General features: G+C 69.4%; 9 protein-coding genes. 4 read left to right on the top strand and 5 right to left on the bottom strand.

The features are described from left to right. Positions 1-19 precede the first annotated feature (19 nt). Positions 20-1,513 (bottom strand): NAD(P)H-hydrate dehydratase, encoded by a 1,494-nt coding sequence (locus tag QZ749_RS18380; RefSeq protein ID WP_296949681.1) that lies wholly within the window; start codon positions 1,511-1,513, stop codon positions 20-22. Between the two features lie 102 nt (positions 1,514-1,615). Between QZ749_RS18380 and QZ749_RS18375 the strand changes: the two genes are divergently transcribed. Beyond that, positions 1,616-5,233: a hydantoinase B/oxoprolinase family protein gene (locus tag QZ749_RS18375; protein WP_296949679.1), complete on the top strand. Its 3,618-nt coding sequence runs from the start codon at positions 1,616-1,618 to the stop codon at positions 5,231-5,233. A gap of 214 nt (positions 5,234-5,447) precedes the next feature. On the opposite strand, the gene QZ749_RS18370 is transcribed toward QZ749_RS18375, so the two are convergent. After that, a complete protein-coding gene (locus tag QZ749_RS18370) occupies positions 5,448-7,118 on the bottom strand; it encodes a tetratricopeptide repeat-containing response regulator (RefSeq protein ID WP_296949677.1) in 1,671 nt (556 codons plus the stop codon). A gap of 222 nt (positions 7,119-7,340) precedes the next feature. Here QZ749_RS18370 and purL point away from each other — a divergent pair, with 222 nt between their 5' ends. The 3 genes from purL to QZ749_RS18355 all read left to right on the top strand — a co-directional run bounded on the left by purL (position 7,341) and on the right by QZ749_RS18355 (position 13,397). After that, positions 7,341-11,381 (top strand): phosphoribosylformylglycinamidine synthase, encoded by a 4,041-nt coding sequence (gene purL / locus QZ749_RS18365; protein ID WP_296949675.1) that lies wholly within the window; start codon positions 7,341-7,343, stop codon positions 11,379-11,381. Positions 11,382-11,695: 314 nt separating this feature from the next. Beyond that, positions 11,696-12,454 (top strand): PEP-CTERM sorting domain-containing protein, encoded by a 759-nt coding sequence (locus QZ749_RS18360; protein ID WP_296949674.1) that lies wholly within the window; start codon positions 11,696-11,698, stop codon positions 12,452-12,454. Between the two features lie 244 nt (positions 12,455-12,698). Continuing rightward, the gene (locus QZ749_RS18355) at positions 12,699-13,397 is read left to right on the top strand and encodes a PEP-CTERM sorting domain-containing protein (RefSeq protein ID WP_296949673.1); all 699 of its coding nucleotides are present in this window, start codon (positions 12,699-12,701) and stop codon (positions 13,395-13,397) included. 20 nt (positions 13,398-13,417) lie between these two features. Here the strand turns inward: QZ749_RS18355 and QZ749_RS18350 are convergent, their stop codons facing one another. The 3 genes from QZ749_RS18350 to QZ749_RS18340 form a co-directional block, all read right to left on the bottom strand. Beyond that, a complete protein-coding gene (locus QZ749_RS18350; RefSeq protein WP_296949672.1) occupies positions 13,418-14,743 on the bottom strand; it encodes a GDSL-type esterase/lipase family protein in 1,326 nt (441 codons plus the stop codon). Positions 14,744-14,862: 119 nt separating this feature from the next. Next, positions 14,863-15,642: a peptidylprolyl isomerase gene (locus tag QZ749_RS18345; protein ID WP_296949671.1), complete on the bottom strand. Its 780-nt coding sequence runs from the start codon at positions 15,640-15,642 to the stop codon at positions 14,863-14,865. Between the two features lie 81 nt (positions 15,643-15,723). After that, positions 15,724-16,503, bottom strand: coding sequence for a peptidyl-prolyl cis-trans isomerase (locus QZ749_RS18340; RefSeq protein ID WP_296949669.1), 780 nt, complete (start codon positions 16,501-16,503; stop codon positions 15,724-15,726). Positions 16,504-16,546 lie beyond the last annotated feature (43 nt).

The raw sequence follows: 16,546 nt of genomic DNA, 5'->3' as shown, positions 1-16,546 counted from the left end.
ACGCGCCCACCCACGGCGCTCAGGACGCGCGCTGCTGCGCCAGCGCGTTCAGTTCCGCGCGGATCGCCCGCGGCAGCTCGCCCGCCGTCAGCCCGATCGGGCCGATGCCGCCGTCCACCAGCCGGTCGGCCGCGGCGCCGTGCAGCCAGGCGCCGCCCAGCGCGGCTTCCCATGCGGGCCAGCCCTGGGCGAGCAGGGCGCCGCACAGGCCGGCCAGCACGTCGCCGGTGCCGCCGCTCGCCAGGCCCGGATTGCCGGTGGTATTGAGCGCCACCTCGCCATCCGGCCGCGCGACCACGCTGCCGGCCCCCTTCAGGATCACCACCGCGTCCAGCCGCGCGGCCAGCTCGCGCGCATGCTCGAGGCGGTCGGCCTGCACGATGGCGGCGGTGACGCCCAGCAGGCGCGCCGCCTCCAGCGGGTGCGGCGTGACGACGACCGGGCCGGCGCGCCCGCGCACGCGCTGCTGCAGGTCGGCGCTGGCGGCGGCCAGGTTCAGCGCGTCGGCGTCGAGCAGCAGCGGACCGTCCGTGTCGATGACCCTGGCCAGCAGGCCGGCGGCCACCGAGGAGTCGCCCAGGCCGGGCCCGGCCACCACCGTGCGGCCGGCGAAGGCGAAGCCGGCGGCGTCGCGCACCATGATCTCCGGCTGCAGCGGATCGACGCCCAGGCCCGGCTCCAGCGCCGCCGCGAACACGCGCCCGGCGCCGGCGAAGAGCGCCGCGCGCGTGGCCAGCATCGCCGCGCCGGCCATGCCGCGCGCGCCGCCCAGCACGGCCACGTCGCCGAAGCTGCCCTTGTGCGTATTGCGCCGGCGCGGCGCCAGCAGCGGGCCGAACAGCGGCGTGCCGTTCAGGCGCGCCTGCGCGGTCTCGTCGTGCAATCCCTCGGTGCCGAGGCGGTCGACGTGCACGCGGCCGGCATGGTCGCAGCCGTCGCCGGTGTGCAGGCCCGGCTTGTTGCCCAGGAAGGTGATCGTGTGCGTGGCGCGCACGGCGACGCCATCCGGGCCGACGACGGCGCCGGTGTCGGCGTCCAGGCCGCTGGGCACGTCCAGCGCCAGCACCGCGCAGGCCATGCCCGACACTTGGCCGGCCAGCGCGCGGGCCCGGCCCGCCAGCGGGCGTGCCAGGCCGATGCCGAACAGGCCGTCGACGACGAGGCAGTGCTGGCGCCCGGCCGTGAAAGCCGGCACGAAGCGCGCGCGGCTGGCCTGGGCCCGCGCCAGCGCGCGCTGCGTCTCGAACGACGGGGCGGCGCCGGGCAGGTGCACGACCTCCACCCGGGCGCCGAGGTTGGCCAGGTTGGCGGCGACCTCGAGCGCGTCGCCGCCGTTGTTGCCGGGACCGGCCAGCACCAGCACGATGCCGGTGGGCAGGCCGCCGAGCAGTTCCAGCGCATAGGCCGACGCCGCTTCGCCGGCGCGCCGCATCAATTCGCCGGGTTCGAGCCGGCCCGCCGCCGCCCGCTCGATGGCGCGGACCTGGGCGACGGTATAGAGCAGGGTATCCATGGTGACTCCGAAGGGGGCGCGCGCCGGACCGGTCATTCTCGCAAATTTTTCGCGCCGCACGACTAGAATACGCTTCTTGCCTCACTTCTGGATGGGATACGCATGGATTGGCAGTTCTGGATCGACCGCGGCGGCACCTTCACCGACATCGTGGCGCGCCGCCCCGACGGCGCACTCGTGACCCACAAGCTCCTGTCGGAGCATCCGGAGCGGTACCGCGACGCCGCCGTGGCCGGCATCCGCCACCTGCTCGGGCTGGCCGAGGGCGCGGCGCTCCCCGCCGGCGCCATCGAGGCCGTCAAGATGGGCACGACGGTGGCGACCAACGCGCTGCTGGAACGCAAGGGCGAGCCGACGGGGTTGGCGATCACCCGCGGCTTCGGCGACGCGCTGCGCATCGCCTACCAGAACCGGCCGCGCCTGTTCGCCCGCCACATCGTGCTGCCGGAACTGCTGTACGCGCGCACGATCGAGGTGGACGAGCGCATGGGCGCCCACGGCGACGTGGTCGTGCCGCTGGACGAGGCCGGCGTGCGGCGCCACCTGCAGGCGGCGTACGACGCCGGCCTGCGCGCGCTGGCCATCGTGTTCATGCACGGCTACCGCCACCCTGCGCACGAGGCGGCGACGGCGCGCATCGCCCGCGCGATCGGCTTCACCCAGGTGTCGGTGTCGCACGAAGTCAGTCCGCTGATGAAGCTGGTGGCGCGCGGCGACACGACGGTGGTCGACGCCTACCTGTCGCCGATCCTGCGCCGCTACGTCGACCAGGTGGCGCGCGACCTGCCGGGCGTGCACCTGCAGTTCATGCAGTCCAGCGGCGCACTCGCCGACGCCCATGCCTTCCAGGGCAAGGACAGCATCCTGTCCGGCCCCGCCGGCGGCATCGTCGGCATGGTGCGCGCCAGCCGCCTGGCCGGCTTCGAGCGCGTGATCGGCTTCGACATGGGCGGCACCTCCACCGACGTGTCGCACTTCGCCGGCGAGTTCGAACGCGCCTTCGAGACCCAGGTGGCGGGCGTGCGCATGCGCGCGCCGATGATGAGCATCCACACGGTGGCGGCCGGCGGCGGGTCGATCCTGCATTTCGACGGCAGCCGCTACCGCGTCGGCCCGGACAGCGCCGGCGCCAGCCCGGGCCCGGCCAGCTACCGCCGCGGCGGCCCGCTGACGGTCACCGACTGCAACGTCATGCTCGGCAAGATCCAGCCGCGCCACTTCCCGCGGCTGTTCGGTCCGGACGGCGACGAGCCGCTCGACGCCGACGCCGTGCGCGCCGGCTTCGCAGCCCTGGCCGCGCGCATCGGCGCCGCCACCGGCACCGGCGCCACCGAAGCGGCCGCGGCGCCCGCCCCGGAGGCGGTCGCCGACGGCTTCCTGCGCATCGCCGTGGGCAATATGGCCAATGCGATCAAGCAGATCTCGGTGCAGCGTGGCCACGACGTCACCGACTATGCGCTGACCAGCTTCGGCGGCGCCGGCGGCCAGCACGCCTGCCTGGTGGCCGACGCGCTCGGCATGAAGACGGTGTTCGTCCACGCGCTGGCCGGCGTGTTGTCGGCCTACGGCATGGGCCTGGCCGACCAGGGCGCGCTGCGCGAGAAGGCGGTCGAGCGGCGCCTGGAGCAGGCGTCCGGCGCCGAACTGGCCGCGGAGCTCGACGCACTGGCCGAGGCCGCGCGCGCCCAGCTGCTGGCGCAGGGCGTGGCGCCGGCGCGCATCGAGGTGCTGCGCCGCGCGCACCTGCGCTACGAGGGCACCGATTCGGCACTGGTCGTGGCCTTCGACACCCACGACGCCATGCGGGCGCAGTTCGAGCAGGCCTACCGCCGCCGCTTTTCCTTCCTCATGCCGGGCAAGGCGCTGGTGGTCGAAGCGCTGTCGGTGGAGGCCCTGGGCCGCGCCGAGGCACCGTCCGAGCCACCCGCCGCTGCGCCGCGCACGGACGCCGCGCGTGCGTGCGAGACCGTGCCGATGTACTGCGACGGAGCCTGGCGCGACACGGCCGTGTACCGCCGCGCCGACATCGGGCCGGGCCACGTGCTGGACGGGCCGGCCATCGTCGCCGAGGCGAATGCGACCACGGTGGTGGAGCCGGGCTGGCAGGCGACGGTGACTGCGCACGGCCACTTGGTGCTGCGCCGCGTGCTGGCGCTGCCGGTGCGCCATGCGATCGGCACCCGCGTCGATCCGGTGATGCTGGAGGTGTTCAACAACCTGTTCATGTCGGCCGCCGAGCAGATGGGACTGCGCCTGCAGAACACGGCCTACTCGGTCAACATCAAGGAGCGCCTGGACTTCAGCTGCGCCATCTTCGACGCCGCCGGCAACCTGGTGGCCAACGCCCCGCACATGCCGGTGCACCTGGGCTCGATGGGCGAGAGCATCAAGAGCGTGATGCGGGCGAACGCCGGCCGCTTGCGGGCCGGCGACGTGGTCGTGCTGAACGACCCCTACCACGGCGGCACGCACCTGCCGGACGTCACGGTGATCTCGCCGGTGTTCGACGCGGCCGGCGCCGAGATCCTGTTCTACGTGGGCTCGCGCGGCCACCACGCCGACATCGGCGGCACCACGCCGGGATCGATGCCGCCGGACTCGGCCCACATCGCGCAGGAGGGCGTCCTGATCGACAACTTCAAGCTGGTCGACGGCGCCGACGGCGTGCTGCGCGAGGCCGAGGCGCGCGCGCTGCTGGGCGCGGGACGCTGGCCGGCGCGCAATCCGGACCAGAACCTGGCCGACCTGCGCGCCCAGGTGGCGGCCAACCAGAAGGGCATCGAGGAGCTGCACCGGATGGTCGATCACTTCGGCCTGGACGTCGTGCGCGCCTACATGGGGCACGTGCAGGACAATGCCGAGGAAGCCGTGCGCCGCGTGATCGGCGCGCTGCAGGACGGGCACTTCGTCGAGCGGCTCGACAACGGCGCGCGCATCGAGGTGGCGATCCGCGTCGACCGCGCCGCGCGCAGCGCCGAGATCGACTTCACCGGCACGTCCGCCCAGCTGCCGAACAATTTCAATGCGCCGTCGGCCGTGTGCATGGCGGCGGTGCTGTACGTGTTCCGCACGCTGGTGGACGACGATATCCCGCTCAACGCCGGGTGCCTCAAGCCCCTGCGCGTGATCATCCCGCCGGGGTCGATGCTCAATCCCGACTATCCGGCCTCGGTGGTGTCGGGCAACGTCGAGACCTCGACCTGCATCACCAATGCGCTGTACGGCGCGCTCGGCACGATGGCGGCCAGCCAGGGCACCATGAACAACTTCACGTTCGGCAACGCGCGCCACCAGTACTACGAGACGATCTCCGGCGGCTCGGGCGCGGGCGAGGGCCACGACGGAACCGACGTCGTCCAGACCAATATGACGAACTCGCGCCTGACCGATCCGGAAATCCTGGAGTTCCGCTTCCCGGTGCGGCTGGAAAGCTATGCGATCCGCCCCGGTTCGGGCGGCGCCGGCCGCTGGCGCGGGGGCAACGGCGGCGTGCGCAAGCTGCGCTTCCTGGAACCGATGACGGCGGCGATCCTGTCGAACAACCGCCTCCACGGGCCGTTCGGCATGGCCGGCGGCGCGCCGGGCGCGGCCGGGCGCAACCTGGTCGTGCGCGCGGATGGCAGCGTCGAGGAGCTGGGCCACATCGGCAAGGTCGAGATGGCGGCGGGCGACATGTTCGTGATCGAGACGCCGGGCGGGGGCGGGTACGGGAGGGAGTAGGGCCCCTAGGGGTCGGAGCCCGGTTCACCCGGTTGGGCTCCGACCCCGATGTTCGCACAGCCAGGCAGGTCGTCGAAGCCGCAGGCGGCAAACCGGGGTCGGAGCCCACCCGCGACACCGGGCTCCGACCCTTGCCGGGCTCCGACCCTTGCCGGGCTCCGACCCCTGCCGGGCTCCGACCCCTGCCGGGCGCCGACCCCTGCCGGGTACGCCCCTACGTCGAGATCCCGTACTTGCGCTTGGCCGCCGCGAACTCCGCATCGAGCGCCTGCAGGCGCGGGTGCGCCGGATCGAGCGTGCGGATGTGGTCCAGCTGTTCGGCAGACAGCGTCGCCAGCGCCTCGTCCCAGCCCATCTCCATGATCTGGCGCAGCACGCCGCCGGCGACCGCGATCATCACCTGCAGGTTGTTCGGCGCCATGCGCAGCGCGTCCAGCAGCGTCTGCACCGCGCCGCGCACGTCGCCCATGTTGCGCTTCTCGTCGGCCACGCCGAGCAGGATCTGGGCCTGGGCGCGCAACTGCTTGCCCATGCCGTCGGCCAGGTCCTGCCGGCCCGCCCTGACGAACACGTCCAGCGCCTGCGCGGCCGACACGCCGCCGTCGCCGCTCGCGGCACCGGCACCGCCCAGCGCGCCCATCATGACGTCGGACGCCTCCTGGTCGAGCCGGTGCTCGACCAGCGATTGCGCGAGGCTGATGCGCATGGACGAGGACAGCTCGCCGCCGGCGCGCATCGCGCCCAGCGCCGACCGGAGTTCCTGCACGGCGCCGCCGCGGTTGCCGGCGGCATCCTGCAGCAGCGAGGCGGCGATGGCGATGCAGGCGTCGGCCGCCGGCGTGCCGCGCAGCGAGCGCTCGAGGTCGCGCACCACGTTGGCGGCGCCGGCCGGATCGCCCTTGCGCACCAGCGCCTCGACCAGGCGCACGTGGTCCTCGGGATTGCGGAACTCGGAATAGCGCGAGCGCTGCACCACCTGGCGCAGCGAACGCTCGGCGGCGGCCGCGTCGCCGGTTTCCAGGGCGATCTCGCCCAGCTTGCGCAGGCGCCGCACCATGTACGGCGAGATGGCGACGGCGTCTTCCAGCGTCTTCTGGGCCGCGGCGGCGTCGCCGCGCTCCTCCAGGCAGCGCGCCAGCAGGTCGTAGGCCGCCATCAGGCGCGGGTTGTCGGCCACCAGCTCCTGCAGGCGCGCCACCGCGTCGTCGACGCGGCCCTGGGCGCGCAGCGCGCGCGCCAGGCCGAGCCGGGCCCAGCCCAGCGGATGGGCGGCCAGCACCTGCAGGTACAGCGCCTCGGCCTGGGCGTATTCGCGGATCGACACGTGCAGTTCGGCGCGCAGGCGGACGAAGTCCTGGGCGTAGCGCGGCTGGGCCGCGGCGCCGTCGGCGCAGGCGCGGATCGCCTCGCGCACCTGGCCCGCCGCCGCCAGCTGGTGGACCGGCAGCAGGGCGGCGCGGCGCGCCAGCGCGCGGCGGATGCGCTCGTTGAGCACCCCGGCCGTGAAGGGCTTGAGCACGTAGTCGGTGGGCGTGAGCTCGGCCGCGCTGACCACCTTGCCGTAGGCCGCTTCCGACGTCAGCATGATGAAGATGGCCCAGGGCGGGATCAGCCCGTGGTGGCGCAGGTCTTCCAGCAGCTGCTGGCCGTCCTGGCCGGCGCCGGCGCCCGTGCCGCCGAGATCGTACTCGCACAGGATGATGTCGTATCCCTTGCGCGCGAGCTGCTTGACGGCCGTGCTGGCGTTGACGGCGGACTCGATGCGCGAGACCCCCGACTGGTTGAGCATGTTCTGCAGGTTGGCGCGGATCCCGGGATTCGGGTCGACCACCAGCACCGTCAGCTGGCTATGCAGTTGGCTATTCTGTTGCGTGTTGTCTTGCATCGTCGTCGTCCTGTCCCAGCGCCCGATGTTACCGCGGATCCTGCCGCGAATGATGCCACTACGATACCCCGGACTTGCCGCCCTGGCAACGTTGCACGGAGGGAGGCATGCGTTTCGGGCAAACTTGCCCGGATTTACACCTGCGGGGGGAGGGGCCGAGGCTGTATAATACCGGGCTATCTTTCACCCGCAGCCACGCTGCATCGACGGACTGACAAAGCCATGTTGATTCTGCCGGGTTCCAACGCCCTCTCCGCCTTCCGTAGCCAACGCCTCCTGACCCAGTTGCAAGCCGTCGCCCCGACGATCGCCGCCGTGTCCGCTCGCTACTACCACTTCATCGATACCGGCGCGCCGCTGTCCACCGCGGACACCGAACGCCTGGCCGCCATGCTCACCTATGGCGAGCCCGTGCCGGAAACGCAGTACGAGGGCGTGACCGAGGAGTTCTTCGTGATCCCGCGCGTGGGCACGATCTCGCCGTGGGCCTCGAAGGCCACCGACATCGCGCACAACTGCGGCATGGCCCACGTCCACCGCATCGAGCGCGGCGTGGCCTTCAAGGTCGTGCTCAAGAGCGGCATCCTGGGCACCGCCATCAAGGCGCCCAAGAAGCTGGACAGCGCCGCGCTGGAGGCCGTCGCCGGCCTGCTGCATGACCGCATGACCGAGACCGTGCTGCGCAGCGCCGACGAAGCGCAGGCGCTGTTCACCGACCTCGAAGGCCGCCCGCTGGCCGCCATCGACGTGGTGGGCCGCGGCCGCCAGGCGCTGGTGGACGCGAACGTGGAGATGGGCCTGGCCCTGGCCGAGGACGAGATCGACTACCTGTTCGACGCGTTCGGCAAGGCGCGGCGCAACCCGACCGACGTCGAGCTGATGATGTTCGCGCAGGCCAACAGCGAACACTGCCGCCACAAGATCTTCAATGCGGAATGGACGATCGACGGCGTCCGCCAGGAACGCTCGCTGTTCCAGATGATCAAGAACACCCACCAGCTGCAGCCGAAGGGCACGATCGTCGCCTACAGCGACAACTCGGCCATCATGGAAGGCGCCGAGGCCGTGCGCTTCTTCCCGCAGGCGGACAGCCAGGAATACCAGCCCGTCAGCCAGCTCACGCACACGCTGATGAAGGTCGAGACGCACAACCACCCGACCGCCATCTCGCCGTTCCCGGGCGCCTCCACGGGCGCCGGCGGCGAGATCCGCGACGAGGGCGCGACCGGCCGCGGCGCCAAGCCGAAGGCCGGCCTGACCGGCTTCACCGTGTCGAACCTGATGATCCCGGGCTTCGTCCAGCCGTGGGAAAACGCCGCCAACGTCAGCGACGCGGGCAAGGCCGGCGCCGACAAGGTGTACGGCAAGCCGGAGCGCATCGCTTCGGCGCTGCAGATCATGGTCGACGGCCCGTTGGGCGGCGCCGCCTTCAACAACGAATTCGGCCGTCCGAACCTGGGTGGCTACTTCCGCACCTACGAGCAGAACGTGGGCCGGACCGCGATCGGCGCCGACACCGTGTACGGTTACCACAAGCCGATCATGATCGCGGGCGGCATCGGCAACATCTCCGCCGAGCACACCCACAAGAACGACATCCCGGCCGGCAGCCTGCTGATCCAGCTGGGCGGTCCGGGCATGCGCATCGGCATGGCCGGCGCGGCCGCGTCCTCGATGGCCACCGGCACCAACACGGCCGACCTGGACTTCGACTCGGTCCAGCGCGGCAATCCGGAAATGGAACGGCGCGCCCAGGAAGTGATCAACGCCTGCTGGCAGCTGGGCGCGGGCAACCCGATCATCTCGATCCACGACGTGGGCGCGGGCGGCCTGTCGAACGCCTTCCCGGAAATCACCAACGACGCCGGCCGCGGCGCCACCTTCGACCTGCGCAAGGTGCCGCTGGAAGAAAGCGGCATGTCGCCCCGGGAGATCTGGTCGAACGAATCGCAGGAACGCTACGTGCTGGCGATCGCGCCGGGCGACCTGGCCCGCTTCGCCGCCATCTGCGAGCGCGAGCGCTGCCCGTTCGCGGCCGTGGGCGTGGCCACCGAGGAACGCCAGCTGCGCCTGGTCGACGGGCTGACCGACACGGCGCCGGTCGACATGCCGATGGACGTCCTGCTGGGCAAGCCGCCCAAGATGCACCGCAACGTCGAACACGTCGCGCACGCCTTCCGGCCGGTGGACGTGACCGGCCTGGACCTCGCCGACGTGGCGCGCCGCGTGCTGCTGCTGCCGACCGTCGCCGACAAGTCCTTCCTGATCACCATCGGCGACCGCAGCGTCGGCGCGATGACCGTGCGCGACCAGATGGTCGGCCCGTGGCAGGTGCCGGTGGCCGACTGCGCCGTCACCACGCTGAGCTTCGAGGGCTACAAGGGCGAGGCGATGGCGATGGGCGAACGCACCCCGGTCGCCGTCATCGACGCCGCCGCCTCGGGCCGCATGGCCGTGGGCGAGGCGATCACGAACATCGCGGCAAGCGCGATCGCCGATATCTCGGACATCAAGCTGTCGGCCAACTGGATGGCCGCCTGCGGCCAGCCGGGCCAGGACGCCGCCCTGTACGACACCGTGAAGGCCGTGGGCATGGAACTGTGCCCGGCGCTGGGCGTGTCGATCCCGGTCGGCAAGGATTCGCTGTCGATGCGCACCACCTGGAACGAGGACGGCGAGAACAAGGCCGTGGTCTCGCCGGTGTCGCTGATCGTCTCGGCCTTCGCGCCCGTCACCGACGTGCGCAGGACCCTCACGCCGCAGCTGCGCACCGACCTGGGCGATACCGCGCTGATCCTGGTCGACCTGGGCCGCGGCAAGAACCGCCTGGGCGCATCAAGCCTGGCGCAGGTGACCCAGCAGCTCGGCAACGACACCCCGGACGTCGACGCGCCGGCCGACCTGAAGGCCTTCTTCGCCGCGATCCAGCAGCTCAACGCCGCCGGCCAGCTGCTGGCCTACCACGATCGTTCGGACGGCGGCCTGTACGCCACGCTGTGCGAGATGGCCTTCGCCGGCCGCGCCGGCGTGTCGGTCAACCTCGACATCCTGGCGATGGAGGGCGAGCACGCCTCCGATCACGGCGACGCCAAGAACTGGGCCACCCAGGTCGGCGAGCGCCGCAACGAGATGACGCTGCGCGCGCTGTTCAACGAGGAACTGGGCGCCGTGATCCAGGTGCGGGCCGACGACAAGCGCGCCGTGATGGACGTGCTGCGTTCCTTCGGCCTGGGCGCCTGCAGCCACATCATCGGCAAGCCCAACGACCGCGGCGTCGTCGAGTTCACCCGCGACGCCAAGGTGATCTACCACGTGCGCCGCAGCGAACTGCACCGCCTGTGGAGCGAGACCAGCTGGCGCATCGCGCGCCTGCGCGACAACCCCGCCTGCGTGGACCAGGAGTACGCGCGCCTGGACGACGAGAGCGATCCGGGCATGACGCCGAAGCTGGTGCACGACACCACCGTGAACGTCGCCGCGCCGTTCATCGCCGCCGGCTCGCGTCCGGGCGTGGCCGTGCTGCGCGAGCAGGGCGTGAACTCGCACGTCGAGACGGCATGGTCGCTGCACCAGGCCGGCTTCAGGGCGGTCGACGTGCACATGAGCGACCTGATCGCCGGCCGCGCGAAGCTGGACGACTTCCACGGCGTGATCGCGGTGGGCGGTTTCTCCTACGGCGACGTGCTGGGCGCGGGCGAGGGCTGGGCCAAGACCATCCTGTTCAACGCGCAGCTGAAGGAAGCGTTCGCGCGCTTCTTCGGCCGCGCCGACACCTTCGGCCTGGGCATCTGCAACGGCTGCCAGATGATGAGCAACCTGAAGTCGATCATCCCCGGTGCCGACGCCTGGCCGAAGTTCACCCGTAACAAGTCGGAACAGTTCGAGGCGCGCTTCGGCATGGTCGAGGTGCTGGACTCGCCGTCGATCTTCTTCCAGGAGCTGGCCGGCACCCACGCGCCGCTGGCGATCGCCCACGGCGAGGGCTACGCCGACTTTTCGCAGACCGGCGACCTCGCCAGCGTCGTGAAGGCGCTGCGCTACGTCGACAACCGCGGCCAGGCCACGGAGGCCTACCCGTTCAACCCGAACGGCTCGCCGCAGGGCCTGACCGCCGTGACCACGCCGGACGGCCGCTTCACGGTAATGATGCCGCACGCCGAGCGCGTCGCGCGCACCGTCAACATGTCGTGGCATCCGGACGGCTGGGGCGAGGCGTCGCCGTGGGCGCGCATGTTCCAGAATGCGCGCAAGTGGGTCGGTTGATCCGGCCTGCCTGATGCACGGGAGCGCACCTTCGGGTGCGCTTTTTTTTGTGTGCCGTCCGATGCGTTCGCTGTGCTTGCCGCGGCAAGCCCGCCCAACCGCTCGCGGCGGCGGATCGCCGACCGGGCGCAACCTGCCGCGGTATCAATGAATGGTTCCAAAAATAATTTGTTATTAGGAATGTCGAATTTCTTTACAATAATTTCTTTGCAAAAATAATTTTCCAATAAGAACAAAGACTTATGTTCCTGGCACGGCTATTGCTAAATATCAAAGTAGTTGTTGTCATTTAACTTATTGGGGAGAGACAAGTCATGAAGAAGTTGCTGGGTACTGCAGTGCTGGCCGCCGTGTGCGCAATGTCCAACCAGGCCATCGCCGCTCCGGTCGCGCTGGACGGCTCGATCGCCACTGCGCTGTCGACGGGCACCTACAACGCCACGTTCAGCGGCACTGCGTTCCTGCCGGCGGACTACACGATCAACAGCCTGAAGTACTCGTTCACGTTCCGCGACGACCCCAGCGACCCCTGGACGACGTCCCAGCCGAAGCACGACAGGACGACGTCCACCGGCTACTACGTAGAAAGCGGTATCTTCAATGTCACCTACGGTCGCGACGTCGACATCTACCAGACCATCCAGCGCACCGGCGAACGGGAAAGCGTGCAGCTGTCGCTGGCGGGCTTGCTCGTGGGCAGCGGTGCGACGGCGCAGTCGGTCACGTCCGCGACGAGCGACGCCAGCAAGCGCGTCTACGACGGCAGCGACTGCTACTTCTTCTGCGACTACTACTATTCGAACACCACGACCCACACCACGACGGTGACGACCGACTGGACCGGCACGTTCACCATCAGCGGCACGGTGTCCAGCAAGGAAATCCTCGACAAGCTGCTGCAGGACGACCAGTTGCTGGTCAGCCTGAAGGTCGACGGCGACCTCAAGCTGACCGGCGCCTCCTTGCTGCTCGACTACACCGCCACCCAGGTGCCCGAGCCGTCCAGCATCCTGCTGGCGCTGGCCGGTCTCGGCGGACTGGGCTTCGCCCGCCGCCGCACGGCACGCGCCTGAGCGGTCGGAGCGGGGCATGGCGGTCGTCATGTCCCGCCGGTTGTCATGCGTGGTAAATAATGGTTTGTCTGAAAATTTGACAGTGAATTAGTCTCTTCCGGCCGCTCATGCGCCAAGTGATTGAAATGAATGGAAATAGTTGAGCTGGCATTGTTTATGCTCAATACCGATTGCAGTAAATACGGTCGCCGTATTCAGCAAGGTGGCCTTCCAGATTCGTTCACCACACAAGAAGGGAAGAGACATGAAACTGGCATACGTTCGCAAGAGCATTCGCAACCTGGGCTTCGCCGTCGCGGCGCTGACGGCAGGCGTCTTCGTCGCCGCGCCGGCGGCAGCGGTGCCGATCACGTCGGCGTCGACGCTGACGACCAATGGGCTGTCGTTCAATAACTTCACCTGCAGCATCACCAAGACCGGCGTCCTGTCGCAGCCGAACAACTGCAACCAGATCCAGGTGGCGACGAACGGCGCGCTGCCCGGCATCGACATCACCAGCAACTTCTTCGCCTTCCCAGCCAGCATGGACACCGCCACGCTGACGTTCCAGGTCAGTGCGGCGACGGGGATCTCGGCGATCTCGCTCGGCTTCGACGGCGCCTTCGCCGGCCTGTCGATCGCGTCGGTCCGCGAGACGGTGCGCGATGCGTTCGGCAACGTGGTCGGCTCCCTGTTCGTGTCCTGCTCGGTGCTCGTGTGCGATACCCAGGATCCGTCGCTGGAACTGTTCGACATCGCGCTCAACGGGACCTACAACACCCTGTTCGTGACCAAGGAAATCAACGTCACCGGCGCGGCGGGCATCGCGACCATCGGGCGCGTGCAGCAGGGCTTCACGGTCGCCCAGGTGCCGGAACCGGGGTCGCTGGCGCTGCTGGGCCTGGGCATCCTGGCGGCCGGCGGCGCGCGCCGCCGCGCGCGCAAGGTCGGCGCGGCGGCCTGAGGCGGGAGGCCGGCGGCGGTTCAGCGCAGCATGCGCTGCAGCGTCGGCTCCATCGTGCGCTGCCAGATGCGGTAGCCCTGGGCGTTGGGGTGCAGCAGGTCCGGCATGATGTCCTTCGACAGCGTGCCGTCGGCGTCCAGGAAGGCCTGGTTCATGTCCAGGAACACGACCTTCTCGCCGTCGGCCAGCCCGGGCAGCATCGCATTCACCTGTTCGTTGAGGCGGCGCAGGCCGTCGTCCTTGTGCTCGCCGCGCGGGAAGATCGCCAGCAGCAGGATCTTCGTGCGCGGCAGGCGCTTCTGCAGTTCCTCGACGTCGCGCCGGATGCCGGCGAACGTGACGGCCGGTTCTTCCTGGCGGTGGCCGGCGTTGTTGGTGCCGATCATCAGCACCGCCACTTTCGGCGCGATGCCGTCCACCTCGCCATGCTGCAGGCGCCACAGCAGGTTCTCGGTACGGTCGCCGCCGTAACCCAGGTTCAGCGGGTTGTACTTGCCGTAGAACTCCTTCCACAGCGCTTCGTTCTGCGCTTCCCAGTTGTGCGTGATGGAGTCGCCCAGGAAGACCAGCTGCGTCTGCTCGCCGGCTTTCCTGCGACGCGCCAGCTCGGCCAGCTTCTCCTGGTGGCGCGGCATCCACCAGTCCAGCGCCCAGGATTCGCCCAGCGGTTCGGGCGTGACCGACACGGTGCGGTAGTCGGGGCAGGACGCGTTCGGCTTGCCGCCGGCCTCGATGCGGATGTTGGCGATCTCGACGTCGCCGGCCCCGGTGCCGTCGAGCGCGAACGGGCGGGTGACGGCGCCGAAGTCGTCGCCCGCGCGGTGGAAGCACGACAGCGCATAGCGCAGGCGCTGCCAGCCTTTGCCCTGGGCCGCGCGCGCCGGCGCCACGTAGGAGACCTTGCGCTCGCAGCCGGCACCGCATTCGAGGCGGAACGCCAGCCCGCCGTGCGCCAGCTCGTTGACCTTCAGGTCGAACGCGACGACGCCCGTGGCCAGATAGGGGCGCAGGTCGAGGGGGGCGCTTTCCAGGCGCAGCGTGGAGAACCAGGCATTCTTCCAGGACAGTCCAAGCGCGTCGTCGTGACCGGCCTTGCCCGTGCGGCGCGCCTCGACGACGGCGTTCGGCAGCTTCGGGTCCTCGGCCATGCGGCCGGCGGCGCCGTCCAGGCGCTTCTGCACGTCGAAGTCGCCGAACATCACGCTGGCGCCGGCGAGCGGCTTGCCCGCGTAGAGGGGCAGGGCGGCCGGGGGCGTGGCGGCGGCCGCGGTGGCGGCAGCGGGCGCGCAGGCCATGGCGCAAACGAGGGAAGCGGCAAGCGCGCCGCGGGTGGGGGTCAAGGACATCGTCTCCTCCATGAATAGTTGTGTGGTCGAACCAAATGCGCGGCCGCCGGCGCTGGCGGGCGGAATGGCAGCGCAAAAAAAAGCGCCCCGTGCGGAGCGCTTTGTCGATGCCAGCCGGATTACTGGATCTTGGCCTTGGCCATCAGGCTTTCGCGGAACGCGGCCAGCTTGCGCTGCTGCAGTTGCTCGGCGATCTGCTGCTTGACTTCTTCCAGCGGCGGGATCTTCGCGGCGCGCACGTCTTCCAGCTTGATGACGTGGTAGCCGAACTGGGTCTTGACCGGGGTCTCGGTGATCGCGCCTTTTTGCAGCGAGGTCATGGCTTTCGAGAACTCGGGCACGAACGAGGCCGGGCTGGCCCAGTCCAGGTCGCCGCCGTTCGGGGCCGAACCCGGATCCTTCGACTGCTTGGCCAGTTCCTCGAACTTGGCGCCGCCCTTCAGCTTGGCGATGATCTGCTTGGCTTCGTCTTCGGTGCCGACCAGGATGTGGCGCGCGTGGTATTCCTTGTCGCCCATCTGCGCCTTGTACTTGTCGTACTCGGCCTTGATGTCGGCATCCTTGACCGGGTTCTTCTTGACGTAGTCGGCCAGCATCGCGTTGATGATGATGCTCTGGCGTGCGTTGTCGATGGCGCTCTTGACTTCCGGGCGGGTGCCGATGCCTTGCTTGTCGGCTTCCTGGATCAGGACTTCGCGGCCGATCAGGTCTTTCTTGATGGCTTCGCGCAGTTGCGGCGAATCGGGTGCCTTGCCCTGTGCGACGACCTGCTTGACCACCTGGTCAACCTTGGCCGCGGGGATGGGCTTGCCGTTAACCGTCGCAACGTTTTGCGCGAACGACGGCAGGGCTACCATCGCGGTCATGGCCAACAACAGGCGGGCGGGCTTCACAATCATTTATTCGATCCTATCTAAAACACGAAAAGTCGCCAGCGCGACGAGGACCGGCGGCAGCGAGTCCGCCGGTGATGGTGCATCTTACTGCACCTTTGCCTTTTTGACCATTTCTTCCTGGTAGGCCGCCAGTTTCTGCTGGGACAGGGCGTCCGAAATCTGCGGTTTGACCTCATCCAGGGTCGGGAGTTTCGCCGCGCGGACGTCGTCCAGCTTGATCACGTGGTAGCCGACCTGGGTCTTGACCGGCTTGTCGGTGACCTGGCCTTTTTGCAGGCTGGTGAAACCGGCCGCGAATTCCGGCGGGAAGGACGACGGGGTAGCCCAGTCGAGGTCGCCGCCATTGTTGGCGGTGCCGGTGTCCTTCGATTGCTTGGCCAGGTCTTCGAACTTGGCGCCGCCCTTGATCTTGGCGATGATGGCGTTGGCGTCGGCCTCGTTCTCCACCAGGATGTGGCGCACGTGGTATTCCTTGTCGCCGGTCTGCTTGGTGAAGCGGTCGTACTCGGCCTTGATCTCGGCGTCGGTCACCGGGTGCTTGGTGATGTAGTCGCGGGCCAGCGCGTTGACCACGATGGTCTGGCGTGCGTTTTCCAGCGCCGTCTTGACTTCCGGATTCTTGTCGTAGCCCTGCTTGAGGGCTTCCTGCATCATCACTTCGCGCGCGATCAGGTCCTTCTTGATGGCATCGCGCAGCTGCGGGCTGTCGGTCCCCTGGCCCTGGGCGACCACCTGCTTGACGATGGCGTCGGCGCGCGAGGACGGGATGGCCTTGCCGTTCACCACGGCGAGGTTCTGGGCGAATGCGGGAGATGCGGCGATAGCGATCAGGGCGAGCAGCAGCCGTGCTGGCTTAAAAGTCATGTTATTTCCTGTGAGGGGGGTTGCTTGGACGAAGATTGGATTA

The sequence above is a fragment of the uncultured Massilia sp. genome (assembly GCF_913773735.1).
In the GTDB taxonomy this organism is placed as follows: domain Bacteria; phylum Pseudomonadota; class Gammaproteobacteria; order Burkholderiales; family Burkholderiaceae_D; genus Telluria.
Note: the sequence above shows the minus strand (reverse complement) of the source record. Positions and strands in the feature narration are given on the sequence as shown.

Coding starts and splice junctions, on each gene's coding strand:
- QZ749_RS18380 (WP_296949681.1), bottom strand. CDS start 1,513: ATGGATACCCTGCTCTATACCGTCGCCCAGGTCCGCGCCATCGAGCGG.
- QZ749_RS18375 (WP_296949679.1), top strand. CDS start 1,616: ATGGATTGGCAGTTCTGGATCGACCGCGGCGGCACCTTCACCGACATC.
- QZ749_RS18370 (WP_296949677.1), bottom strand. CDS start 7,118: ATGCAAGACAACACGCAACAGAATAGCCAACTGCATAGCCAGCTGACG.
- purL (WP_296949675.1), top strand. CDS start 7,341: ATGTTGATTCTGCCGGGTTCCAACGCCCTCTCCGCCTTCCGTAGCCAA.
- QZ749_RS18360 (WP_296949674.1), top strand. CDS start 11,696: ATGAAGAAGTTGCTGGGTACTGCAGTGCTGGCCGCCGTGTGCGCAATG.
- QZ749_RS18355 (WP_296949673.1), top strand. CDS start 12,699: ATGAAACTGGCATACGTTCGCAAGAGCATTCGCAACCTGGGCTTCGCC.
- QZ749_RS18350 (WP_296949672.1), bottom strand. CDS start 14,743: ATGTCCTTGACCCCCACCCGCGGCGCGCTTGCCGCTTCCCTCGTTTGC.
- QZ749_RS18345 (WP_296949671.1), bottom strand. CDS start 15,642: ATGATTGTGAAGCCCGCCCGCCTGTTGTTGGCCATGACCGCGATGGTA.
- QZ749_RS18340 (WP_296949669.1), bottom strand. CDS start 16,503: ATGACTTTTAAGCCAGCACGGCTGCTGCTCGCCCTGATCGCTATCGCC.